The sequence below is a fragment of the Streptomyces sp. DvalAA-43 genome (genome assembly GCF_900091725.1).
In the GTDB taxonomy this organism is placed as follows: Bacteria; Actinomycetota; Actinomycetes; order Streptomycetales; family Streptomycetaceae; genus Streptomyces; species Streptomyces pulveraceus.
Window position 1 is genome coordinate 50904 of the sequence record NZ_FMBW01000088.1, and the last position, 22114, is coordinate 73017.

A 22114-nucleotide genomic window follows, 5' to 3' on the forward strand; every position below is an offset into this window, starting at 1 on the left:
TTCGGCGGCGCTGGTCGACGAAGCGGGCTCTGCGGTGTCTCAACCGGACGGCGTGACCGGGGACCACATGCCGAACCACTGCTCGGCGCCCCATGCCTCGTACCGTCGTATCTCGGTGAAGCCCAGCTTCACCGCGAGGCGCATCGAGCGGTCGTTGGCGGTCTGGGTGGCGAGAACCACCGGCCGGCCGGGAACCGCGTCGGCGAACCAGCCGAGTGCCGCCGTGCATGCCTCGGCGGCGTAACCGCACCCCCATGTTTCCGGCAGGAGCAGGTAGCCGAGTTCGGCCTCCCCTCCGTCCGGACGGACGTCACTGCGGTGCTCCGGGGCGCGCCGGTTGAGCTCGATGATGCCGATCATCGCCCCGTCGAGCTCGATCACGAAGAGGCCGGGGCGTCGCCCGGGTATCCCGGGCATGGCGCGTTCGAGTTCGTCGCGCGGTCGGGAGCCGCCCGTGTAGGTGCCACCTCCGGCGAGGAGAGCAGCTCGACGAACGCCGCACGGTCCCGGGCCTCGGACTCGCGGAGGACGAGGCGCTTGGTCCTGATCGGGGCGGGCGGCCAGGCGAAAGCTCCGGGATCAGTCATGGCGGGCAATCTACCGTGCGCCCGCCGGGTGGGAGCCTTCCCCGATCGGCGGCGGCAACGGCCCCTGCCCCGTCAGGAATTGAGCCAGTCGTCGACGGTGACGACATCCGCCCACTGCGGGAACAGCTTCTCGGTGAGGAAACGGTGGACCTCGGCATCGAGGTCCAGGCAGGCATCGGCCAGGACGGTGAGGCCGAAGTCCAGGTCGTTGGCCTGGCACAGGGTGTGCAGCACCACGGCGCTGGTGGCGATGCCGGTGAGGACGAGGCTGTCGATGCCGCGCGCCCGGAGCACCACGTCGAGATCGCTGCCCGAGAACGCGCTCGCCCGCCTCTTGGTCACCACCACCTCGCCCGGCAGGGGCGCGACATCGGGGTGGATCTCCGTACCGGGGTCGCCCTCGACATGGAGCCCGGCCCGTGCGACGGCGGTGAGCGCCCTGTTGCGCGGGCCGACTTCAGGGAACCCCGGGCGCAGTGCGATGACCACGTAGATGACGGGAATGCCCGCCGCCCGTGCGCCGTCGATCGCCCTGCGCAGGCGCGGCAGGTATCCGGAGCCGTCGTCGGCGATGTCCACGACGGCTCGCTGGACGTCCATCACGAGAAGGGCGGTGCTCATACGGTCTCCAGGAACGAGGTCGGTTCGGCTCCGAAGTGCGGGCCGGATTCTCGGTGTTCGGGCGGTACGCGGTCCGGCGGCGGGCGGCCTTCGGCACGTGGCAGTGTGCCCGCCGGGGACGGTTTTCGCCAGGCGATCGTGTGTTGGGGTGTGTGAAGGCGGTGCGCCGGGGATCGGTGGCCTCGGGGGCCGTCGGCAAGGGGGCGTGAGCGGCCTCGGTGGGCCTTCGGCCGCGCTCCGGCCGTGGTGCGCGACCGTTGGGTGGCCGCCTCCGGCTTCGGCCCCGACCCGCCCGCCCGCGCCCTCGACGCATCGGGCCTGACCTGGCGGTTTGTCAGGATCCGCCTAGGGTGGGGAGCTCTGCCGGACATCATCGGAGGAGGAGTCCGTGAGTGAGGATGCCACCAGGTACGACGCCAGCCGCATCCAGGTGCTGGAGGGGGCGGAAGCCATACGGAAGCGGCCCGGGATGTACATCGGATCGACGAGTGAACGCGGCCTGTACCAGTTGGTGTTCGAGGTCGTCGGCCGGTCGGTGGACGAGGTCCTGGCCGGGCGTGCCGGAGCCGTCGATGTCACCCTCACGTCCGACGGCGGCGTACGGGTCACCGATGACGGGCCGGGTGTCCCCGCCGACGATGCCGCCGGGGACACCGACGGGCCCGGTCTCGAATCCCTGCTGACCCGCACCCGCCCCGGGGCCTGGCGCGGCGGCCGCCACACCGTGGTTGTGAGCCTCTCCGGCATGGGGCCCTGCGTCACCAACGCCCTGTCCAGCCGCATGACGGCGGAGGTGCGGCGCGAAGGGGTGCGCCGGGTCCAGGAGTACGCGCGCGGCGTCGCGCTCACCCCGCTCACGGCCGCAGGGCCGGCGACCGGAAGCGGGACGAGCATCACCTTCTGGCCCGACACCGGCATCTTCGGCACGGCGACCTGCTCGTTCGCCGTGCTGGCGGAGCGCTTCAGGGAGCTGGCCTTCCTGAACCAGGGCCTCCGCATCTCCCTGACCGACGAACGTGCCTCCGGCGAATCCCAGCCGGTGAGGTTTCAATTCCCGCATGGGGCAAGGGACTTCGTCGCTTTCCTCGGCGGCGCGCGGGACGGGGATCCCGTCCAGCCGGACGTCATCGGCTTCGCTTGCGAGGACCCGCGGATGGCGGGGGCGGTGGAGGTGGCCCTGCGGTGGTGCGACTCCGGCGACGAGCGGATCCGGAGCTTCGCCAACAGCGCCCCCACCCCCGAAGGCGGCACCCATGTGCGGGGGTTCCGTGACGGGGTGGTGGCCGCACTCACCTCGTACGCGCGGCAGCGGCGACTGCTCACGGCCGACGACCCCGGCCTCGGCCCCGAGCAGATCGGCGAGGGGCTGACGGCGGTGGTGTCGGTGAAGCTGGACCACCCGGAGTTCCACGGCGCCACGCACGGACAGCTGGGCGGCGCCGCAGTGCGCGGCTGCGTCGCGGAGGCGGTCCGGGACCACATCGGCAGATGGCTGGAGGGCCACCCGGAGCAGGCCGAGGTCGTCGCCGGACGGGTCGTCAGGCAGCCGCGTCCGGGCCCGCATCGCGACGTGCGAAGCGGACCGGAGTCTGGAAACGGGCCTTGCGGGCGGCGCGGCGGAAGACGGTGAGAACGGCAGGACCGGCCAGGGTGACGCAGACGAGATTGGTGACGGCGCGACCGGTGTCCCAGCCGAGGGACGTGGCCAGGTCGAAGGCGATGTAGCGCTGGAACTGCTCGGTGAACGGCAGCCCCGGCAGATAGGCGATCGAGCTGTTCGAGTCCAGGGAGAACGGCCAGAAGGAGAGGTTCAGGAGGAAGCCGAACAAGTAGCCGGAGAGCGAGCCGTAGACGGCCAGCATGAGGACCTCCCTGCGACCCGTCGCCCGGGGGAGGAACCCGGCGAGCATGCCGACGAAGGCGCAGCCGAACATCTGGGACGGCATCCACGGGCCCACGCCGCCGGTGATGAGAGCGGAGGCGAAGAGGGAGGCGCACCCGAGGGTGAAGCCGAAACCGGAGCCGTACACCAGGCCCGCGAGAACGAGAATGAAGAACACCGTCTCGGTGCCGGCCGTGCCTGCGCCGAGGGGACGGACGGCCGCGTTGACGGCGGACGGCACGCCCAGCATGGCGAGCGCCTTGGAGTTGATGCCGCCCTCGGCGATCTCGGAGATCACCACACAGAGCACGATCACCAGCAGCGCACCGAAGACCAGGAGCGGGGTGCAGTTCGAGCCGAACGTGCCGGGCGCGACGAGGAAGGGCCAGAAGAACGCGACGACGCCCAGCGCGGCGGCCAGGGCGATGACGACCCCGGCCCGGGGGCGCAGGCGAATGGCCGCGGCGTACGTGCTCACGAGTCGGGGTCCGGCTTCGGCCCCGTCGGCACCCCTTGCGGGGGCCGACGGGGCCGAAGGACGAGTCACCGGAGCGGTCAGCGCACCCGGAGCGCCTCGCGGATCGTGGTGAACAGGTCGGTCTGGTTGGTGACGCCCAGGACCCGGTAGGCCTGGGGGCCCTGCGCCGCGATCCGGACCTCGGTACCGGTGTGCTCCTGCGACTCACCGGGCGGGTTGGTCGAGTAGTTCACCTTGAGCTGCTGGCCCTCGTCGGTGACCAGCGTGGAGGACAGGCCGGGCGGCTGGGCCTCCAGGGGCACGATCTGGCTGCTGTGACCGTGGTCGGCGGTGGTGACGACGAGGGTGTCGGGGTGCTTGGCGGCGTACGCGCGGGCCGTCTTCACCGCACGGTCGAAGGCCGCGGTCTCGCCGATCTGGCCGCACGGGTCGGCCGCGTGGTCCTGCTTGTCGATCGACGCGCCCTCGACCTGGAGGAAGAAGCCCTTCTTGCTGTGCTTCTGCTTCTGCTTCGCCTCAAGGAGCTGGATGGCCTTGGTGGTCTGGTCGGCGAGGTTCGGGGTGCCCGCGGGCCGGCCCGGGTTGGAGGTGACACAGCGCTGGGGGGCGGTGCCGCCCACCGCGGCGGTCTTGCCGGTCCACTCGGTCGCGACGTTGCCGGACGCGAAGAGCCCGAGCACCGGCTTGCCGCCCTTGACCTTCTTCAGGGCAGAGTTGTCGGTGACGACCTGGTAACCCAGCTTCCGCGCCTGCTCGGTGACGGTCAGGCCCTTGTACTTGCCCTGGGTGATCTTCTGGTCGAAGCGCTGCTTGCCGCCGCCGAGCAGGACGTCGACCTTGTGGTTCACGCTCTGCTCGGCGATGGAGCCGGGGCCGCCCTTGGCGATGGTGTCGGTGGGGCACTTGGCCATGTCGGCGGGGCCCTGGCAGGAGCGGTCGGTGACGTGCGAGGCGAGGACGGCCGGGGTGGCGTCGGTCAGCTCGGCGGTGGTCACCGAGCCGGTCGCGTAGCCGCCCTTCTGCGCCAGTTCCAGAATGGTCGGCACGGCCTTGTCGGTGCGCGGCGTCTTGGAGATCCGCCCGTTGACGGTCTTGACGCCGGTGGCCCAGCCGGTGCCGCTGGCCGCGGAGTCGGTGACGTAGTCCGGCGTGCCGTCCGCGTGTACCGCGTACGTCGTGTAGGCGCCGGTCAGCGGGAACTTGTCCATGTTCAGGCGGCCGGCCGCGCCCACGGTGTAGTCGCGGGCGAGGGTGATCTCCGAGTCGCCCATGCCGTCACCGATGAGCAGGATGACGTTCTTCGCCTTGCCGCCCTTGATGGCGTCCTTCGCGTGCTCCTTGGTGCCGTACGCACCGGCCGTCGCCGTGAGGGCGACCGCGGCGGTGGCGGTGGCGGCGATGACCGCACCGGTGGCTATCAGGTGGCTGCGGGACAGGCGCTGTCTGGGCATGCAAATCTCCTTGATCCGGTCGGCGGGGAGCACCGACGGAGAGCAGCTCATCAGCGGCGGGTGAACCGTCGGTGACGTGGAGATCGCGTCCGTCCTGCCGGAACATGGCATCGGAGCCCACCGGCGCCCCGGCGGCCCCGGCCGCACGGCAGCGGGCCCCGGCGGAACGAATCCGCCGGGGCCCGCCGACCGGGTGCGTACGCCCGGTGGCCGGTGTCAGTCCGTGCCGGACTCCATCGCGGCCCGGTCCAGCATCGTCTCCTCGTCCGTGGTCTCGCCGCGCGAGGCGATCGCCTGGGCGCCGCCCTGGTCCATGGCGCCGATCAGGCCGGTCGAGGCGGCCTGGGCGGCGCCGATCGGCGTCGGGTGGCCGGTGCCGACCAGACCCAGGCCCGCGTACTGCTCCAGCCGCGCGCGGGAGTCGGCGATGTCCAGGTTCCGCATGGTGAGCTGGCCGATCCGGTCCACCGGGCCGAACGCCGAGTCCTCGGTGCGCTCCATGGAGAGCTTGTCCGGGTGGTAGCTGAACGCCGGGCCCGTGGTGTCGAGGACCGAGTAGTCCTCGCCGCGCCGCAGCCGCAGCGTCACCTCGCCGGTGACGGCCGCGCCGACCCAGCGCTGGAGCGACTCGCGGATCATCAGCGCCTGCGGGTCCAGCCAGCGGCCCTCGTACATCAGCCGGCCGAGCCGCCGGCCCTCGTTGTGGTACGCCGCCAGGGTGTCCTCGTTGTGGATCGCGTTGACCAGGCGCTCGTAGGCGATGTGCAGCAGCGCCATGCCGGGCGCCTCGTAGATGCCGCGGCTCTTGGCCTCGATGATCCGGTTCTCGATCTGGTCGGACATGCCGAGGCCGTGGCGGCCGCCGATCGCGTTGGCCTCCATCACGAGGTCGACCGGGGAGGCGAACTCCTTGCCGTTGACCGTGACCGGGCGGCCCTGGTCGAAGCCGATCGTCACGTCCTCCGTGAGGATCTCCACCGACGGGTCCCAGAACCGCACGCCCATGATCGGGTCGACCGTCTCGACCCCGGTGTCGAGGTGCTCCAGGGTCTTGGCCTCGTGCGTGGCACCCCAGATGTTGGCGTCCGTGGAGTACGCCTTCTCCGTCGAGTCCCGGTAGGGCAGCCCGTGCGCGAGCAGCCACTCGGACATCTCCTTGCGGCCGCCGAGCTCCGTGACGAAGTCCGCGTCCAGCCAGGGCTTGTAGATCCGCAGGTGCGGGTTGGCGAGCAGCCCGTACCGGTAGAACCGCTCGATGTCGTTGCCCTTGAACGTGGAGCCGTCGCCCCAGATCTGCACCCCGTCCTCCAGCATGGCCCGCACCAGCAGCGTGCCGGTCACGGCCCGCCCCAGAGGCGTGGTGTTGAAGTACGGGCGCCCGCCCGACCTGATGTGGAACGCGCCGCAGGCGAGCGCGGCCAGCCCTTCCTCGACCAGCGCGGCACGGCAGTCGACGAGCCGGGTGATCTCGGCGCCGTACGCGGAGGCGCGGCCGGGCACGGACGCGATGTCGGGCTCGTCGTACTGGCCGATGTCGGCGGTGTACGTGCAGGGGACGGCACCCTTGTCACGCATCCAGGCGACGGCGACGGAGGTATCGAGCCCGCCGGAGAAGGCGATGCCGACGCGCTCGCCGGTGGGGAGGGAGGTGAGGACTTTGGACATAGGAAGACTATGCATCACTTCGCATGATCATGCAACATCGCCAGGTCGGGCGGGCGCGCCGCGGCCGGTGCTCCCCGGTGACGCACCGCGCGGCCGGGCGAATCGCCCGGCCGCGCGGCCCTGATCGATGCTCGGTGGAACGGGCGACCGTCAGTCGATCGCCTTGATCAGCTCTCCGTCGGTGGTGTCACCGCTGAGCTCCCAGAAGAAGGTGCCGCCGAGGCCCTGCTGGTTCTTGTAGGCCATCTTGGTGGAGATGGTGGCGGGGGTGTCGTAGCTCCACCAGTTGGTGCCGCAGTGGGCGTACGCGGTGCCGGCGACGGTGCCGGTGGCCGGGCAGCTGTTCTTGAGGACCTTGTAGTCCTCGATGCCGGCCTCGTAGGTGCCGGGGGCTGCTCCGGTGGCGGTGCCGCCGGGTGCGTCCTGGGTGACGCCGGTCCAGCCGCGGCCGTAGAAGCCGATGCCGAGCAGCAGCTTCGAGGCGGGGATGCCCTGGGCCTTCAGCTTGGCGATGGTGGCCTCGCTGTTGAAGCCGTCCTTCGGGATGCCGTCGTAGGAGGTGAGGGGCGAGTGCGGGGCGGTCGGGCCCTTGGCGTCCCAGGCGCCGAAGAAGTCGTACGTCATCGGGTTGTACCAGTCGACGTACTGCGCCGCGCCGCCGTAGTCGACCGCGTCGATCTTGCCGCCGTCGGAGGCGTCCGCGGAGATCGCCGAGGTGACCAGGTTGTTCGTCCCGAACTTGGCGCGCAGTGCCGCCAGCAGGTTGCCGTAGGCCTCGCGTCCACTGGTGTCGCAGGTCAGGCCGCAGGCGTTGGGGTACTCCCAGTCGATGTCGATGCCGTCGAAGACATCGGCCCAGCGCGGGTCCTCCACCAGGCTGTAGCAGGAGTCGGCGAACGCGGCCGGGTTCTTCGCGGCCTCGCCGAAGCCGCCGGACCAGGTCCAGCCGCCGAACGACCAGATGATCTTGAGGTCCGGGTGCAGCTTCTTCAGCTTGCGCAGCTGGTTGAAGTTGCCGCGCAGATCCTGGTCCCAGGTGTCCGCCACGCCGTCGACGGACTGGTCGGCCGTGTACGCCTTCTCGTAGTCGGCGTAGGAGTCGCCGATCGCGCACTTGCCGCCGGTGACGTTGCCGAAGGCGTAGTTGATGTGCGTGAGCTTGTCGGCCGAGCCGGAGGTCTCGATGTTCCTGACGTGGTAATTGCGCTGGTACACACCCCAGTTGGTGAAGTACCCGACCACCTTGCTGCCGGCTGCCGTGGGGGTGGCGTCGGCGGCCGCGGGAGCCGCTGCCCGCGTGGTGGAGGTGGGGGTGGTGCCGGCCGACGCGGTGCCCGCGACACCCAGCAGGGTGGCGCCGAGGGCGGCGGTACAGACGGCTGCGGCGAACGCCCGGAAGCGGGCGCGGGGACGGTGAGGTCCGAACATCATGTCTCCTCGTGGGGGAGGGAACTTGCTTGTGGGGGGCGGGCGGTCGGCCATCGCGTGGACTTGGCATGAACGTGCAAAGGCCGTTCCGGTGGGAACCGTAGATGGACTAGACCAGTCGGGTCAATGGTTCGGACCAACTCCGGTGATCGCCGCGCCCGGTGCCGAGTCGCCCGGTCACCCCGTGACGGATATCGTCCGATCGGGCATACTCAAGCCGCCACAGCCGCCGGCCAGCAGCTCTCGTAATCCGAGGGGGCGGCGTCGGCTGAGCAGCAGTGCTTTTCCGGGCCCGCCCGGAAACCCACGGCGGCGCCGCCCACACCCCTCGCGCGCGCGACCGTCGCAACGCCCGACAGGGAGGAGAGCGCCGTCATGACCGACCGTGCCCCGCACGTGGTGGAACGCCGTCTGCCCACCGAGGAGTCCAGGCAACTCGTCGCGCTCGTCCGCGACATCGCCCAGCGGGAGATCTCGCCCGGGGCGGCCGAGGAGGAGGAAGCGGGCCGGTTCCCGCGCGAGGTCTTCACCCTGCTCTCCGATTCCGGACTGCTGGGACTGCCCTACGACTCCGCCTACGGCGGCGGCGACCAGCCGTACGAGGTCTACCTCCAGGTCCTCGAAGAGCTCGCGGCCGCCCGGCTCACCGTCGGCCTCGGCGTCAGCGTCCACTCCCTCGCCTGCCACGCGGTCGCCGGATACGGCACCAAGGAGCAGCGGACCGAACACCTCCCGGCGATGCTGGGAGGGGGCCTGCTGGGCGCCTACTGCCTCTCCGAGCCCGCCGCGGGCTCCGATGCCGCCTCGCTCCGTACGAAGGCCGCACGGGACGGCGACGACTGGGTGATCACCGGCACCAAGGCGTGGATCACCCACGGTGGAGTCGCCGACTTCTACACGGTCCTGGCCCGCACCGGAGTCGAGGGCGCCCGTGGGATCACCGCGTTCCTGGTGCCCGGCGACGCCGAGGGGCTCGAAGCCGCCGCCCCCGAGAAGAAGATGGGGATGAAGGGCTCGCCCACCGCCCAGCTCAACTTCGACGGCGTCCGGGTCTCCGACGCGCGCCGGATCGGCGAGGAGGGCCAGGGCTTCGCGATCGCCCTGTCCGCGCTCGACTCCGGGCGCCTCGGCATCGCCGCCTGCGCGATCGGCGTCGCCCAGGCGGCCCTGAACGAGGCCGTCGGCTACGCCGCCGGACGGCAGCAGTTCGGCCGCCCCATCGCGGACTTCCAGGGACTGCGCTTCATGCTCGCCGACATGGCCACCCAGATCGAGGCGGGCCGGGCGCTCTACCTGGAGGCGGCCCGGCTCCGCGACGAGGACAAGCCCTTCTCGCGCCAGGCGGCCATGGCCAAGCTCTTCTGCACGGACACCGCCATGCGGGTCACCGTCGACGCGGTCCAGGTGCTCGGCGGATACGGCTACACCCTCGACTTCCCCGTCGAGAGGCTGATGCGCGAGGCCAAGGTGCTGCAGATCGTCGAGGGCACCAATCAGATCCAGCGGATGGTCATCGCGCGCCACCTCGCAGGTCCTGAGACGCGCTGACCCGCGGCGGCCGGTCCGACCACACCGGCGTCGTCATGACCCGGTTCCACTCCTGGTCGTGGCGGCCCGGCAGGGTCCGGTCCGCGCTCTCCCAATGACGCAGCAGGGCCCGGTAGATGGGCGGATCGGTGGAGTGCGGCACGGGCCGGGGCTCCGAACGGGGAGACGCGGGCCGGGGCACCGGCTGCACACCGGGCTGCGGAACCGATTCTTCGACGGTGGGAGCGGCGAGGCGGCGACGGCCGGGACCGGCCGTTGAGTGCAGCAGGGTCATACCTGGCCAACGGCGCGGGGCGGGCCCTGGTCACTGCCGGGCCGAATCGAGAGCCCGTTCGCCCCGTCCCCGGGCCTGCCGGGTCCTCACCGCGGGCACCACGTCGGTCGGCCGTCGTGGTGCGGCGCAGGGCTTCGGGCGGGTGCGGGGGCTGCCGTCAGGCGGCGTCGCGGCGCATCCGCAGCGGACGCGAGCCGGGGCCGCCGGCGTGCGAGAACGGCTGCATTCTCCAGTCGAGCCCCTGAGGGAGCGTCAACAGCAGGCCCGTCTCCTGCTCCTGGGCGTCGAGCGAGTCGTCGGCGGGCCGCGACTGCGCCGCCGCGCGGCCCGTACCGGCGCAGACGGTCAGCACGAACGGATTCCACGGCGTCGGGCACAGCGCGTGCTCCGGCAGTACGTCCTCGTCCGCCAGCAGCGCGATCGGCTGCGCGCAGTCCGGGCAGATCACCCGGTACATCTCGAAGGTGTCGTACGCGTCGGGAGCGGTGTCCTCGACAGGATCCGGTTCGGTACGTCCGGTGAGCTTCAGGCTCTGCATGGGAAATTCCCCCCTCAGGTGGGCCGACCAGGCGACACGGCCTCGACCACAGCAAGCACTTCCCTCCGCGCATCGGCCGTAACCGCGAGGTGGGCGGCTACCCACCCGTAAACCTGTGGCATTCGTCACATGCCCGCCACAGTTACCCCTCCGTGGCCCCTGCGGCTGTGCCTGGAGGGACCCGGGGCAATAGGTTGATCCGTATGGAGGAGCTGGACCGACAGATCGTGGAGTTGCTCGTCAGGGACGGGCGGATGAGCTACACCGACCTGGGCAAGGCCACGGGCCTGTCCACATCGGCCGTTCATCAGCGCGTCCGCAGGCTGGAGCAGCGCGGGGTGATCCGGGGCTACGCCGCGGTCGTCGACCCCGAGGCCATCGGCCTGCCGCTCACCGCGTTCATCTCGGTGAAACCCTTCGACCCGAGCGCGCCGGACGACATCTCCGAGCGGCTCGCGGAGGTCCCTGAGCTGGAGGCGTGCCACAGCGTCGCGGGTGACGAGAACTACATCCTCAAGGTGCGTGTCGCCACGCCGCTGGAGCTGGAGCACCTGCTCACCCGGATCCGCTCGCTCGCCGGTGTCTCCACCCGGACCACCGTCGTGCTGTCCACCCCGTACGAGGCCCGGCCGCCGCGGATCTGAGGGGGTCGCGGACCGCGCGGCTCCGGGCAGGCGCGAGACTGGTCCCATGACCGAGAGCACCGCCCCCCAGAGCGAACACCGCACCGTGCTGCTGCGCGGTGGAGACGTCCACAGCCCCGCCGACCCCTTCGCCACCGCCATGGTGGTCGAACGCGGCCATGTCGCCTGGGTGGGCTCGGAAGGGGCCGCCGACGCCTTCGCGAGCGGCGTCGACGAGGTGATCGACCTCGACGGTGCGCTGGTCACCCCCGCGTTCACCGACGCCCATGTGCACACCACATCGACCGGCCTGGCGCTCACCGGCCTCGATCTGTCCGGCAGTCGGACCCTCGGCGAGGCGCTCGGCCTGCTGCGCGCGTACGTGGCCGCGCACCCCGGGGACCGGGTGGTCCTCGGCCACGGCTGGGACGCCACGCGCTGGCCCGAGCAGCGGCCCCCGTCGCGCGGCGAGCTCGACGGGGCGGCCGGCGGGCGGCCGGTCTACCTGCCCCGGGTCGACGTGCACTCCGCGGTCGCCACCACCGCCCTGCTCGACCTGGTCCCGGGCGTCACCGGACTGACCGGCTACCACCCCGACGCCCCGCTCACGGGCGCCGCCCACCACGCGGTCCGCTCCGCCGCCCACGGCGCCGTCTCGCCGCGCCAGCGCGCCGAGGCCCAGCGCGCCGCCCTGCGGCACGCCGCCTCGCTCGGCATCGGCACCGTCCACGAGTGCGGTGGCCCCGACATCTCCGACGAGGAGGACTTCGCCGCACTGCTGAAGCTCGCCGCCGCCGAGAACGGGCCGCGGGTCTTCGGCTACTGGGCCGAGCGGGTCGCCGACGAGAAGGACGCCCGCCGGATCCGGGAGCTCGGCGCCGTCGGAGCGGCCGGGGACCTCTTCGTGGACGGCTCGCTCGGCTCGCACACCGCCTGCCTGCACGAGCCGTACGCCGACGGCCCGGCCGGCGGCACGGGCACCGCCCACCTGGACGCGGCACAGATCGCCGCCCATGTCACCGCCTGCACCGAGGCGGGGCTCCAGGCAGGCTTCCACGCCATCGGGGACGCGGCGGTCTCCGCCGTGGTGGACGGGGTCCGGGCCGCCGCCGAGAAGCTCGGCCTGCCCCGGATCCGGGGCGCCCGGCATCGCGTCGAGCACGCCGAGATGCTCACTCCCGAGACCGTCGCCGCCTTCGCGGAGCTGGGTCTGACCGCCTCCGTCCAGCCCGCCTTCGACGCGGCCTGGGGCGGCGAGGAGGGCATGTACGCCCAGCGGCTCGGCGTCGAGCGGGCCAGGACCCTCAACCCGTACGCGGAGCTCCTGCGCGCCGGTGTGCCGCTGGCCTTCGGCTCCGACAGCCCGGTCACCCCGCTCGACCCGTGGGGCACCGTACGGGCCGCCGCCTTCCATCGCACGCCCGAGCACCGGATCTCCGTACGGGCGGGCTTCACCGCCCACACGCGGGGCGGCTGGCGGGCCGTCGGCCGTGACGACGCGGGGACCCTGGTGCCCGGCGCCCCGGCCGACTACGCGGTCTGGCGCACCGCTGACCTGGTGGTCCAGGCCCCGGACGACCGGGTCGCCCGCTGGTCGACGGACCCCCGCTCGGGAACGCCCGGCCTGCCCGATCTCACCCCCGGTGCCGAACTGCCGGTCTGCCTGCGGACCGTGGTCCTCGGACAAACGGTCTATGCACGGCCGAACGAGTGACGTGCGGACATTTCGCATCGTCACCGGTGGTGGGCCCCGTTCCGCCGCGACCTGCGGATCTTCACTACTGACCAGGCAACTTTCGTAAATATTGCAGGTCAGACGGCTATTGACAGAACGCGCCCACCGGCCGGTAGGTTCTGCCGGGTCCACCACAGGACGTCCGACCGGTTGAACCACCACGCAGTCGTCGAACGCCGCTGGGTCATGGGGTGGTGTGCCGCACCGGCGCACCACCCCTGACAGCCAGGTTCAGCGCCCGCGCCTCGGGGGCGAGGGAAGGTTTCAGCCGGACGGCGGTGCGACCCGGATGGGGCCCGGACGTTCAGTAGACAACGGCTCTAGGTCGACCCGCAGCCAGCGGGTCCCAGGTCGGCCCGAAGGGCGCCGGGCCCCCATCCGTAGTTCCCGTCCGTGCTCGTACCCGTGTTTCTGTCCGTACTTCCGTCCTTCTGTCCCCGGCGGTGTCCGGCCCTGTCCGACCGCGTCGGCGAGGGGGTGCCGCACGCTGGATAAGGTGGGCACCTGCGTACGGACTTAAGGGGCAGTAAGTGAACGACGGCGGTCAGAGGCGGTACGGCCCGCTCGGCAGAATCCTGGTGATCATTCCGACCTACAACGAGGCCGAGAACATCAAGCCGATCGTCAGCCGGGTGCGCGCCGCTGTGCCGGAAGCCGACATCCTGGTCGCCGACGACAACAGCCCGGACGGCACCGGCAAGATCGCCGACGAGATCGCCGCCGGGGACGGCCAGGTCCAGGTGCTGCACCGCAAGGGCAAGGAAGGACTCGGCGCGGCCTATCTCGCCGGCTTCCACTGGGGCACCGAGCACGGCTACGGCGTGCTCGTGGAGATGGACGCCGATGGCTCCCACCAGCCCGAGGAGCTGCCCAGGCTGCTCACCGCGCTCAAGGGCGCCGACCTGGTGCTCGGCTCGCGCTGGGTGCCGGGCGGGCGCGTGGTCAACTGGCCCAAGTCCCGCGAGATGATCTCCCGCGGCGGCAGCACGTACTCACGGCTCCTCCTCGGGCTGCGGACCAGGGACGTCACCGGCGGCTACCGGGCCTTCCGCGCCGAGACCCTGGAGGGCCTCGGCCTCGACCAGGTCGCCTCGCAGGGCTACTGCTTCCAGGTCGACCTGGCCCGCCGGGCCGTCGAGGCCGGGTACCACGTCGTCGAGGTGCCGATCACCTTCGTCGACCGGGAGGTCGGTGACTCCAAGATGAGCCGCGACATCCTGGTAGAGGCGCTCTGGCGGGTCACGTCCTGGGGTGTCACCTCCCGTACGAACCGGGTTCTGGGCCGCAAGGCGATCTGATCCGCCGTGCCCGCGGCCACCGGCGGCGGGCATCGGATCCGCCGCCCATGATCACCCCCTTGTGCCACTCGGACGCCCGTACGGGCACACTGGGGACCATGACGACCGGCACACCGCACCCGACCGCCCCCAAGCGCTCCCGCGCCCGTACCTTCGTCCCCCTCGCCATCGCCGCCTGGGCGGTGCTGGAGATCTGGCTGCTCACCGTCGTGGCCGACGCGGCGGGCGGATTCACCGTGCTGCTGCTCCTGGCGGCGGGCATCGTGCTCGGTGCCGCCGTGATGAAGCGGGCCGGCCGCCGGGCCTTCGGCAACCTCACCGAGACGCTCCAGCGGATGCCGGGGCAGCCCGGGGCCGCCGACGCCGCACCGGCCACCGGCTCGGGCGGCAGGGGCAACGGCTTCCTGATGCTCGGTGGACTGCTGCTGATGATCCCCGGGATCGTCTCGGACGTGGCGGGGCTGCTGCTGCTCGTGCCGCCGGTCCGTTCCCGGCTCGGCCGGTACGCGGAGCGGTCGCTGGAACGCCGGATGCGGGCCGCGAGCCCCGGAAGCCTCTCCGACGCCTTCCAGCAGGCCCGGATCCACCGGCCGGACGGAAAGGTCGTGCAGGGCGAGGTCGTCCGCGAGGACGGCGCACAGCAGGGCGCACGCCCCGACGAGGGTCCCCGTCCGCCGCTGACCCCCTGAGAACGGGCGAGCCCGTCCGCCGCTCGACCGCGGCGGACGGGACGCGACAGAGCCGCGGGCCGTGACACACAGTCGGTGTCACGGCCCGCGGCTCTGTCGTACTGAGGTGTTACGCGGTCAGTCAGGCAGACTTCCTGCTGTCCCGCGGATGCACGGCGATGTTCATGGCTCCGGAACGCAGGACCGCCAGCCTCTCGGCCAGCACTTCCTCCAGCTCCTCGCGTGTGCGCCGCTCCATGAGCATGTCCCAGTGCGTGCGCGCAGGCTTGCCCTTCTTCTCCTCGGGGCCATCCCCGTCCACCAGGAGTGCCATGGCGCCGCACGCCTTGCACTCCCACTCCGGCGGAATTTCCGCCTCTACCGAGAACGGCATCTCAAATCGATGTCCGTTCTGGCATGCGTACTCCACCGCCTGGCGCGGGGCCAGATCGATGCCGCGGTCCGTCTCGTAGCTGGTAACCACGAGTCGCGTGCCGCGGAGAGCTCGCTCACTCATGAATCGTGCCTCCCGGGCTTGTCGCCCACAGGACAGGTGTCGCTGTCGTCGTCATCCGGTCAACGTCCGGTCGGCGGTAAAGATTCCCGTTGCCGGTCATGCGTCGCCCGTCGTGCCGCTGCTTTTTCAGGTTTCCCAGGGTTTCAAGTACCCAGCGATGCCCGGTTTGTCACATTTGGTGGAAGTTGTCACCCAACGGTTCGGGTTCTTCCGCTCGCAGTAACGGTCCTCCGGGCAGGCCAAAGGCGTACACTACCGGCCTTTCACTTCAACGTCTAAATCCGTTCCGGAACGGGATTGCCCGCGGCCGCCACGGCCCGCCGGACCGGCACCCTCGCGAGCAGCACCGAACCGACCACGAAGAAGATCACCAGCGAGATGATCGCATCCCGGTAACTGCCGGTCAGCTGGTACGCGAGGCCGAACACCAGCGGCCCCAGCCAGCTCAGCCCGCGGTCGCTCATCTCGTACGCGGAGAAGTACTCGGCCTCCTTGCCGCGCGGCACCAGATGGGAGAAGAGCGAGCGCGACAGCGCCTGGCTGCCGCCCAGCACCAGGCCGATCGCCGACGCCAGCGCATAGAAGAAGACCGGCGCTCCGGCGGGGAGGAAATAGCCGGCGACGAGGATCAGCGTCCAGACGATGAGTGAACCGAGGATCGTGCGCTTCGCTCCGTACACCCGCGCCAGCCGCCCCATCCCCAGCGCTCCGGCCACCGCGAGCACCTGGACCAGCAGCACCGCCGTGATCAGGGTCGTCTGGTCGAGGTCCAGCTCCTCCGAGCCGTAGACCGATGCCTGGGAGATCACCGTCTGCACGCCGTCGTTGTAGACGAGGTACGCCAGCAGGAAGGAGAGCGTCAGCGGATGGCGGCGCATGTCGCGCAGGGTGGTCAGCAGCTGCCGCCAGCCCGAGCCGACCGCCCCCTCGCCGCCCGTCGACACATGCCGGTCGCGCAGCCGGCGCAGCGGTACGAGCGTGAAGGCGCCCCACCAGAGGCCGGCCGACGCGAGACAGATCCGTACCGAGTCGGACTCGGAGAGGCCGAAGGAGTCGTGCCCCGTGTAGAGGACCAGGTTCAGGATCAGGACGAGGGCGCCCGAGGTGTAGCCGAAGGCCCAGCCGCGCGAGGAGACCGCGTCCCGCTCCTCCGGTCCGGCGATCTGCGGAAGATAGGCGTTGTAGAGCACCATCGACACCGAGATCGCGGCGTTCGCCACGATCAGCAGGAACGCGCCCAGCAGATAGCGGTGACCGTCCAGGAAGAACATGCCGGTGGTCGCGGCGGCCCCCGTGTAGGCGGCGGCCGCGAGCAGTGGCTTCTTGCGCCCCGTACGGTCCGCGGCGGCGCCCGCGATCGGCATCACGATCACCGCGACCACGACCGACACGGAGACGGCGTAGGCGAACAGCGACCCGGCGCGGACCGGAATGCCCAGCGGGTGCACGAAGCCGTCGGCGTCGGAGGCCGCCTTGGCTATCGAGGTGAGATAGGGGCCGATGAAGACCGTCAGGACGCTCGTCGAATAGACGGAGCAGGCGAAGTCGTAGAAGTACCAGCCGTGTTGCTCACGTCTGCGGCTCGCGGCATCGGCGGAATCCGCCGGTGGTTCCGTCGGCTCGGCGGTCTCCGCGGTCTCGGCGCTCAACCCGCATCCCCTCGTCTCATCCCCGTGAAGACCCTCGCACGGCCCGCGTCAGGCCCAGGCCCCCCGCTCGCTCAGCACCGTGCGCAGCGTCTCGATGTGATCGGTCATGATGCCATCCACGCCGAGATCGAGGAGCGCTGCCATCCGCTCGGGCTCGTTCACGGTCCAGACGTGCACCTGGAGTCCGCGTGCGTGCGCCTCGCGCACGAACCGCCGGTCGACCACCCGGACGCCGTTCTGGCTCTCCGGCACCTGCGCGCACACCGCGCCCGCCCGCAGCGCCGCCGGTATCCCGTACGAGCGCAGCCGCAGGCCCAGCACGCCGCGGACGCCATAGGAGGTGGCGAGGCGGGGGCCGGCCAGCCGGTGGGCCCTGGCGACCCGGGCCTCCGAGAACGAGCCGACGCACACCCGGTCCCAGGCATCCGTGCGGCGGATCAGCTCGACCAGCGGGACCAGCGCGGACCCGGCCTTGATATCGACGTTCCAGCGGGCCCCGGGGAACGTCTCCAGCAGTTCCTCGAACAGCGGCAGCGGCTCCCGGCCCGCCACCCTGGCCCGCCGCACCTCGCTCCAGGGCAGCTCGGCGATCCGGCCGCGGGCGTCCGTCACCCGGTCCAGGGTGGCGTCGTGGAAGGCCATCAGGCGGCCGTCCGACGTGGTGTGCACATCGGTCTCGAAATAGCGGTACCCGGCGTCGGCGGCCCGGCGGAACGCGGCCGCGGTGTTCTCGATCCCGTCCGCCGCGCCGCCCCGGTGGGCGAAGGGGATCGTCGCGGGATGGTCCAGGTAGGGATGGCGTACTGAGGTCACTGCGGAAGTATGGCCTGCTCCGGTGTCCGGGCGGTGACGGCGGCGTCGCCGTTGCCCGGCGCGGGCGCGACGGCGCCCTTCTCGCCGGCCCCGGGCTGCTGCCCGGCCGGCTTCCCGCCGACCGCGAAGACGCGCAGGAAGAACTGGGCGAGCGGACCGATGGCCAGGGCGTACAGGACCGTGCCCACGCCCAGGGAGCCGCCGAGCAGGAAGCCGGTCACCACGACCACCACCTCGATCAGCGTCCGCACCAGCCGTACGGACCGGCCGGTGCGCAGATGCAGCCCGGTCATGAGACCGTCGCGGGGACCCGGCCCGAACCGCGCGGCTATGTACAGCCCGGTGGCGACGCCATTGACCACGACCCCCGCGACCAGCACGGCGATCTGCGCGACCAGGCCGTGCACCTCGGGTACGAGCGCGAGCGTGCCGTCCATGGCGATCCCGACGGCGAAGACATTGGAGACGGTGCCCAGCCCCGGACGCTGCCGGAGCGGGATCCACAGCAGCAGAACGGCGGCACCGACGATGATCGAGACGACCCCGATGGACAGGCTGGTGCGCTCGGCGAGTCCCTGGTGCAGCACGCCCCAGGGTTCGAGCCCCAGACCGGCGCGGACCAGGAGCGCGGAGCTGGCCCCGTACAGCGCGAGACCGACGTACAGCTGGATCAGCCGACGGGTGAGGTGCGCCCCGCGAGGGACGGCGGCGGTGGACAAGGAGTGCCCCCTGGTGTGGTGGTAGTGGACTGCCGCATGTCACTCTGTGGCAGGGGATTGGCCGCCAACTATGGCCAATCCGAGGAAGGTGGACTGATTTCCATGGCTCAGTGGACTTCGGCGGTGGGTGCGGCACAGCTCGCCCGGCAGCTCCGGGCCCAACAGCCCCGGCCCGCCGGACAGGGCGCCCGCAGACCGCCCGCCTATCGCGCGCTGGCCGACGGGATCCGCCTGCTGGTCCTCGAAGGCCGGGTGCCGGTCGCCGCCAGGCTCCCCGCCGAACGCGAACTGGCGCTCGCCCTCTCCGTCAGCCGCACCACCGTCGCCGCCGCGTACGAGACGCTGCGCACCGAGGGGTTCCTGGAGTCCCGCCGGGGAGCGGGCAGCTGGACCGCCGTGCCCGCGGGGAACCCGCTGCCCGCGCGCGGTCTGGAGCCGCTGCCCCCGGAGTCCCTCGGCTCGATGATCGACCTGGGCTGCGCCTCGCTGCCCGCCCCCGAACCGTGGCTGACCCGGGCGGTCCAGGGCGCCCTCGAGGAGCTCGCGCCGTACGCCCACACCCACGGCGACTACCCGGCGGGCCTGCCCGCGCTGCGGCAGATGATCGCCGACCGCTACACCGGGCGGGGCATCCCGACCATGCCCGAACAGATCATGGTCACCACCGGTGCCATGGGCGCGATCGACGCGATCTGCCACCTCTTCGCGGGCCGCGGCGAGCGGATCGCGGTGGAGTCCCCGAGCTACGCCAACATCCTTCAGCTGATGCGGGAGACGGGTGCCCGGCTGGTGCCGGTGGCGATGGAGGAGGGGCTCGCCGGCTGGGACATGAACCGGTGGCGGCAGGTGCTGCGGGACGCGGCACCGCGGCTCGCCTATGTCGTCGCCGACTTCCACAACCCGACCGGCGCGCTGGCCGACGAGGACCGGCGGCGTGCGCTGGTGGACGCGGCCCGCTCCGCCGGAACGGTCCTGGTCGTCGACGAGACCATGAACGAGCTCTGCCTCGACCCCGAGGTGCGGATGCCCCGCCGCGTCTGCGCCTTCGACCCGGCGGGCTCCACCGTGATCACGGTCGGGTCGGCGAGCAAGGCCTTCTGGGCGGGCATGCGGATCGGCTGGGTGCGCGCCGCCCCGGACGTGATCCGCAGCCTGGTAGCCGCCCGCGCCTACGCCGACATGGGCACGCCGGTCCTCGAACAGCTCGCCGTGAACTGGCTGATGCGTACCGGCGGCTGGGAGGAGGCCGTGCAGGTCCGGCGCGAACAGGCCCGGGAGAACCGGGACGCGCTCGTCGCCGCGGTCCGCCGGGAGCTGCCCGACTGGGAGTTCTCCGTCCCGCGCGGCGGTCTGACGCTCTGGGTGCGCACCGGCGGCCTCTCCGGCTCCCGGCTGGCGGTGGCCGGGGAGCGGGTCGGAGTCCGGGTCCCGTCCGGTCCCCGGTTCGGGGTCGACGGCGCCTTCGAGGGGTACGTGCGGCTGCCGTTCACGGTCGCGGGGCCGGTCGCGGACGAGGCGGCGGCCCGGCTCGCGGCGGCGGCCCGGCTGGTCGGGTCGGGGGCGGGTGCGGGGATCGAGGCGCCGCGGACGTTCGTCGCCTGACCGGACACGGAGGGGCGGGGTGACCGATCGGTCACCCCGCCCCTCCGTGTCCGGGTCCGTTCAGTCGGTGACGACCAGGCCCTCGACGGCCACGGTGGCGGTGCGCGGCAGTGCCGGGTCCGGGACGCCCGCCCCGGCCGGTACGGCCGCCTCGACCGCCGTGTGCCGCTCGGGGAGCAGCCCGAGGACCGCCTGCCGCTGCGCCTCGCCGGTCGCCTCGTCGTACGGATCGGGGGTGGCCGGGACCTGGAGCCGCAGCACCGGACCGGTGCCGAGGCGCGCGTATCCGCGGCCGGGCGGGACATCGGCGGCCGGGGTGGTGTGCGGCTCGGTGCCGAGCACCGATTCCACCTGCTCGCGGGAGCAGTGGCCGAGCACGGCCCGGGCCCGGCAGTGGGTCCGCACGGTCTCGCCGAGGGTGTCCAGGCTGTCGAACTGATCGGTGAGGACCACGGTGACGCCGGCCGCCCTGCCGTGCCGCAGCGGCACCTGGAGCAGCTCCTGCGGGTCCGGCCTGCCGTCGGCGGCGGCCAGATGGCCGAGGGCGCCGGGCCGGTCGAGCAGGATCCAGAGCGGGCGCCTGATGTCGTCGGGCAGGGGGTGGCCGGCCTGCCGGGCCCGGTTCGCGGCGATGAGCCGCCGTTCCGTCTCGTGGGCCGCCCATTCCAGGGTGGCCAGCGCGCCGGTCAGACCGCACTCCACGGCCAGTACGCCGTCGCGCCCGGTCAGGAAGGCGTACTCGCCGGTTCCGCTGCCGTCGACGATCAGGATGTCGCCGTGCTGGAGCGCCTGCAGGGCGATGGAGCGCATCAGGGTCGTGGTGCCGCTGCCGGGCTGCCCGATCGCCAGCAGGTGCGGTTCGGTGGAGCGGGCGCCGGTCCGCCAGACGACCGGGGGGACATCGAGGGTGGTGTCGCCGTCGTGCACCGGAACCGTGCGCTGCACCGCGTCGCCGTCGGTGAAGCCGAGTACGGTCTCGCCGGGGGCGGTGACGAAGCGCTGGGCGCCGATCGACGTGGGCAGGGCGCCGAGGACGGTCATGACGAGATGGTTGCCCTCCTCGTCCCAGGCGAAGTGGTACTCGCGGCCACGGCCGGACTTGGCGTGGAGCAGCCGCTCGATCCGGGCGCGGGAGGCGGCCTCGCTGTCGGTGAAGTAGGCGGGGTACGTGACCTGGAGGCGGGTCAGCCGCCCGTCGCCGTCGAACTCGTAGCCGCTGAAGGCCTTCTCCCAGTCGCCGCCGTGGGAGAACAGCGGACCGGGGTCGTCGGCCACGGAGAAGTACGGCACGAGCGCCTCGTACAGCGACCGCAGCCGTGCCGTCTCCGCCTCGTCGGGACCGGTCTTCACGGGGGTCCGCTCCCGCCCCTTCCAGGCGGCGGCGGCCATCACCGACACCAGGGCGATCAGACTGCCGTACGGCATGAGCGCGAAGGCGAGTACGCAGGCCGCGACGAGGAACAGCGCGGGGCCACGCTTGTCCTTGGGCGTCGCGGCCCACTTCTGCCGTCCGGCTCCGGCCAGCAGCCGCAGACCACGCGTGATCGTGATCAGCGGCTGGAGGACGTCCGTGGCGTTGTCGGCGGCCGTGCGCGCGAACTCGCGACTGCGAGTGATCGAGGCGTTGCCGCTGCTCAGAATGCGGGGGAGTGGTCGCCGGGCCACGTCGGTCTCCTGAAGGGGTGGGAGCGGTCGCGGAGGGTCAGAACTTGATCCCGCCCAGGAGGCCGGCGAGACTCGCGCCGCCCGCGGTGATGCTCGGCGCGATGGCGGTGCCTGCCAGATAGAAACCGAACAGGGCAGTGACGAGGGCGTGCGAGGCCTTGAGGCCGTCCTTCCTGAAGAACAGGAAGACGATGATGCCGAGAATGACGACGCCTGACATGGACAGGATCATGAGTGGTTCTCCTGGTTGGGGGGACAGTCACCATGAGTCCTTCCAGGTTCACCGGAAGTATCTATACGATAAAAGCTGCATTTGGGTGAAAAGTCGTTATTTTCACTTGAATGGCCGCCCG

General features: G+C 71.7%; 19 protein-coding genes and 1 pseudogene. 7 read left to right on the forward strand and 13 right to left on the reverse strand.

Annotated features, from left to right (window positions below; all coding sequences use genetic code 11):
• Window positions 1-39: 39 nt before the first annotated feature.
• Window positions 40-587, reverse strand: a pseudogene (locus GA0115234_RS37150) (GNAT family N-acetyltransferase).
• A gap of 72 nt (window positions 588-659) precedes the next feature.
• Window positions 660-1208: a cysteine hydrolase family protein gene (locus GA0115234_RS37155; protein WP_093550585.1), complete on the reverse strand. Its 549-nt coding sequence runs from the start codon at window positions 1206-1208 to the stop codon at window positions 660-662.
• Between the two features lie 388 nt (window positions 1209-1596).
• Between GA0115234_RS37155 and GA0115234_RS37160 the strand changes: the two genes are divergently transcribed.
• Window positions 1597-2838 carry an ATP-binding protein gene (locus GA0115234_RS37160; RefSeq protein WP_093550587.1) on the forward strand — a complete coding sequence of 414 codons (1242 nt, stop codon included), beginning with the start codon at window positions 1597-1599 and terminating at the stop codon, window positions 2836-2838.
• On the opposite strand, the gene GA0115234_RS37165 is transcribed toward GA0115234_RS37160, so the two are convergent.
• From GA0115234_RS37165 to GA0115234_RS37180, 4 genes are all read right to left on the reverse strand, one after another.
• Window positions 2747-3568, reverse strand: a complete 822-nt coding sequence (locus GA0115234_RS37165; protein WP_093550589.1) for an ECF transporter S component — start codon at window positions 3566-3568, stop codon at window positions 2747-2749. The two genes, GA0115234_RS37160 and GA0115234_RS37165, sit on opposite strands and share 92 nt — an antisense overlap.
• Window positions 3569-3645: 77 nt before the next feature.
• Entirely contained in the window at window positions 3646-5019 is a 1374-nt protein-coding gene (locus tag GA0115234_RS37170; RefSeq protein WP_093550591.1) for an alkaline phosphatase, read from the reverse strand.
• Between the two features lie 216 nt (window positions 5020-5235).
• Window positions 5236-6684, reverse strand: coding sequence for an argininosuccinate synthase (gene argG, locus GA0115234_RS37175; protein ID WP_093550593.1), 1449 nt, complete (start codon window positions 6682-6684; stop codon window positions 5236-5238).
• A 150-nt stretch (window positions 6685-6834) separates the two neighbouring features.
• Window positions 6835-8112 carry a glycoside hydrolase family 18 protein gene (locus tag GA0115234_RS37180; RefSeq protein WP_093550595.1) on the reverse strand — a complete coding sequence of 426 codons (1278 nt, stop codon included), beginning with the start codon at window positions 8110-8112 and terminating at the stop codon, window positions 6835-6837.
• Window positions 8113-8487: 375 nt separating this feature from the next.
• Between GA0115234_RS37180 and GA0115234_RS37185 the strand changes: the two genes are divergently transcribed.
• The gene (locus tag GA0115234_RS37185) at window positions 8488-9660 is read left to right on the forward strand and encodes an acyl-CoA dehydrogenase family protein (protein WP_093550597.1); all 1173 of its coding nucleotides are present in this window, start codon (window positions 8488-8490) and stop codon (window positions 9658-9660) included.
• A 431-nt stretch (window positions 9661-10091) separates the two neighbouring features.
• Here GA0115234_RS37185 and GA0115234_RS37195 read toward each other — a convergent pair whose 3' ends face one another.
• The gene (locus tag GA0115234_RS37195) at window positions 10092-10472 is read right to left on the reverse strand and encodes a hypothetical protein (protein ID WP_093550601.1); all 381 of its coding nucleotides are present in this window, start codon (window positions 10470-10472) and stop codon (window positions 10092-10094) included.
• 203 nt (window positions 10473-10675) lie between these two features.
• Between GA0115234_RS37195 and GA0115234_RS37200 the strand changes: the two genes are divergently transcribed.
• The 4 genes from GA0115234_RS37200 to fxsA all read left to right on the forward strand — a co-directional run bounded on the left by GA0115234_RS37200 (window position 10676) and on the right by fxsA (window position 14817).
• Window positions 10676-11116, forward strand: a complete 441-nt coding sequence (locus tag GA0115234_RS37200; RefSeq protein WP_093550603.1) for an Lrp/AsnC family transcriptional regulator — start codon at window positions 10676-10678, stop codon at window positions 11114-11116.
• A gap of 46 nt (window positions 11117-11162) precedes the next feature.
• A complete protein-coding gene (locus tag GA0115234_RS37205; protein WP_093550605.1) occupies window positions 11163-12809 on the forward strand; it encodes an amidohydrolase in 1647 nt (548 codons plus the stop codon).
• A gap of 551 nt (window positions 12810-13360) precedes the next feature.
• Window positions 13361-14128, forward strand: a complete 768-nt coding sequence (locus GA0115234_RS37210; RefSeq protein WP_093550607.1) for a polyprenol monophosphomannose synthase — start codon at window positions 13361-13363, stop codon at window positions 14126-14128.
• A 98-nt stretch (window positions 14129-14226) separates the two neighbouring features.
• Window positions 14227-14817, forward strand: coding sequence for an FxsA family membrane protein (fxsA, locus tag GA0115234_RS37215; protein ID WP_093550640.1), 591 nt, complete (start codon window positions 14227-14229; stop codon window positions 14815-14817).
• Between the two features lie 121 nt (window positions 14818-14938).
• Here the strand turns inward: fxsA and GA0115234_RS37220 are convergent, their stop codons facing one another.
• The 4 genes from GA0115234_RS37220 to GA0115234_RS37235 form a co-directional block, all read right to left on the reverse strand.
• Window positions 14939-15313, reverse strand: a complete 375-nt coding sequence (locus tag GA0115234_RS37220) for an RNA polymerase-binding protein RbpA (RefSeq protein ID WP_007262928.1) — start codon at window positions 15311-15313, stop codon at window positions 14939-14941.
• 275 nt (window positions 15314-15588) lie between these two features.
• Window positions 15589-16962: an MFS transporter gene (locus GA0115234_RS37225; RefSeq protein WP_093550609.1), complete on the reverse strand. Its 1374-nt coding sequence runs from the start codon at window positions 16960-16962 to the stop codon at window positions 15589-15591.
• Between the two features lie 48 nt (window positions 16963-17010).
• Complete coding sequence (locus GA0115234_RS37230; RefSeq protein WP_093550611.1) at window positions 17011-17775, reverse strand: glycerophosphodiester phosphodiesterase; 765 nt, start codon at window positions 17773-17775, stop codon at window positions 17011-17013.
• A complete protein-coding gene (locus tag GA0115234_RS37235; protein WP_093550613.1) occupies window positions 17772-18494 on the reverse strand; it encodes a membrane protein YczE in 723 nt (240 codons plus the stop codon). The genes GA0115234_RS37230 and GA0115234_RS37235 overlap by 4 nt, the downstream gene beginning before the upstream one ends.
• Window positions 18495-18596: 102 nt before the next feature.
• Here GA0115234_RS37235 and GA0115234_RS37240 point away from each other — a divergent pair, with 102 nt between their 5' ends.
• On the forward strand, window positions 18597-20096 hold the full coding sequence (locus GA0115234_RS37240; RefSeq protein WP_093550615.1) for an SCO1417 family MocR-like transcription factor: 1500 nt from the start codon (window positions 18597-18599) through the stop codon (window positions 20094-20096).
• 60 nt (window positions 20097-20156) lie between these two features.
• Here the strand turns inward: GA0115234_RS37240 and GA0115234_RS37245 are convergent, their stop codons facing one another.
• Entirely contained in the window at window positions 20157-21761 is a 1605-nt protein-coding gene (locus GA0115234_RS37245) for a type IV secretory system conjugative DNA transfer family protein (RefSeq protein WP_256088907.1), read from the reverse strand.
• Between the two features lie 37 nt (window positions 21762-21798).
• Complete coding sequence (locus GA0115234_RS37250; RefSeq protein ID WP_018103962.1) at window positions 21799-21993, reverse strand: hypothetical protein; 195 nt, start codon at window positions 21991-21993, stop codon at window positions 21799-21801.
• Window positions 21994-22114: the final 121 nt, after the last annotated feature.

Coding starts and splice junctions, on each gene's coding strand:
- GA0115234_RS37155 (WP_093550585.1), bottom strand. CDS start 1,208: ATGAGCACCGCCCTTCTCGTGATGGACGTCCAGCGAGCCGTCGTGGAC.
- GA0115234_RS37170 (WP_093550591.1), bottom strand. CDS start 5,019: ATGCCCAGACAGCGCCTGTCCCGCAGCCACCTGATAGCCACCGGTGCG.
- argG (WP_093550593.1), bottom strand. CDS start 6,684: ATGTCCAAAGTCCTCACCTCCCTCCCCACCGGCGAGCGCGTCGGCATC.
- GA0115234_RS37180 (WP_093550595.1), bottom strand. CDS start 8,112: ATGTTCGGACCTCACCGTCCCCGCGCCCGCTTCCGGGCGTTCGCCGCA.
- GA0115234_RS37185 (WP_093550597.1), top strand. CDS start 8,488: ATGACCGACCGTGCCCCGCACGTGGTGGAACGCCGTCTGCCCACCGAG.
- GA0115234_RS37195 (WP_093550601.1), bottom strand. CDS start 10,472: ATGCAGAGCCTGAAGCTCACCGGACGTACCGAACCGGATCCTGTCGAG.
- GA0115234_RS37200 (WP_093550603.1), top strand. CDS start 10,676: ATGGAGGAGCTGGACCGACAGATCGTGGAGTTGCTCGTCAGGGACGGG.
- GA0115234_RS37205 (WP_093550605.1), top strand. CDS start 11,163: ATGACCGAGAGCACCGCCCCCCAGAGCGAACACCGCACCGTGCTGCTG.
- fxsA (WP_093550640.1), top strand. CDS start 14,227: ATGACGACCGGCACACCGCACCCGACCGCCCCCAAGCGCTCCCGCGCC.
- GA0115234_RS37220 (WP_007262928.1), bottom strand. CDS start 15,313: ATGAGTGAGCGAGCTCTCCGCGGCACGCGACTCGTGGTTACCAGCTAC.
- GA0115234_RS37240 (WP_093550615.1), top strand. CDS start 18,597: ATGGCTCAGTGGACTTCGGCGGTGGGTGCGGCACAGCTCGCCCGGCAG.
- GA0115234_RS37250 (WP_018103962.1), bottom strand. CDS start 21,993: ATGATCCTGTCCATGTCAGGCGTCGTCATTCTCGGCATCATCGTCTTC.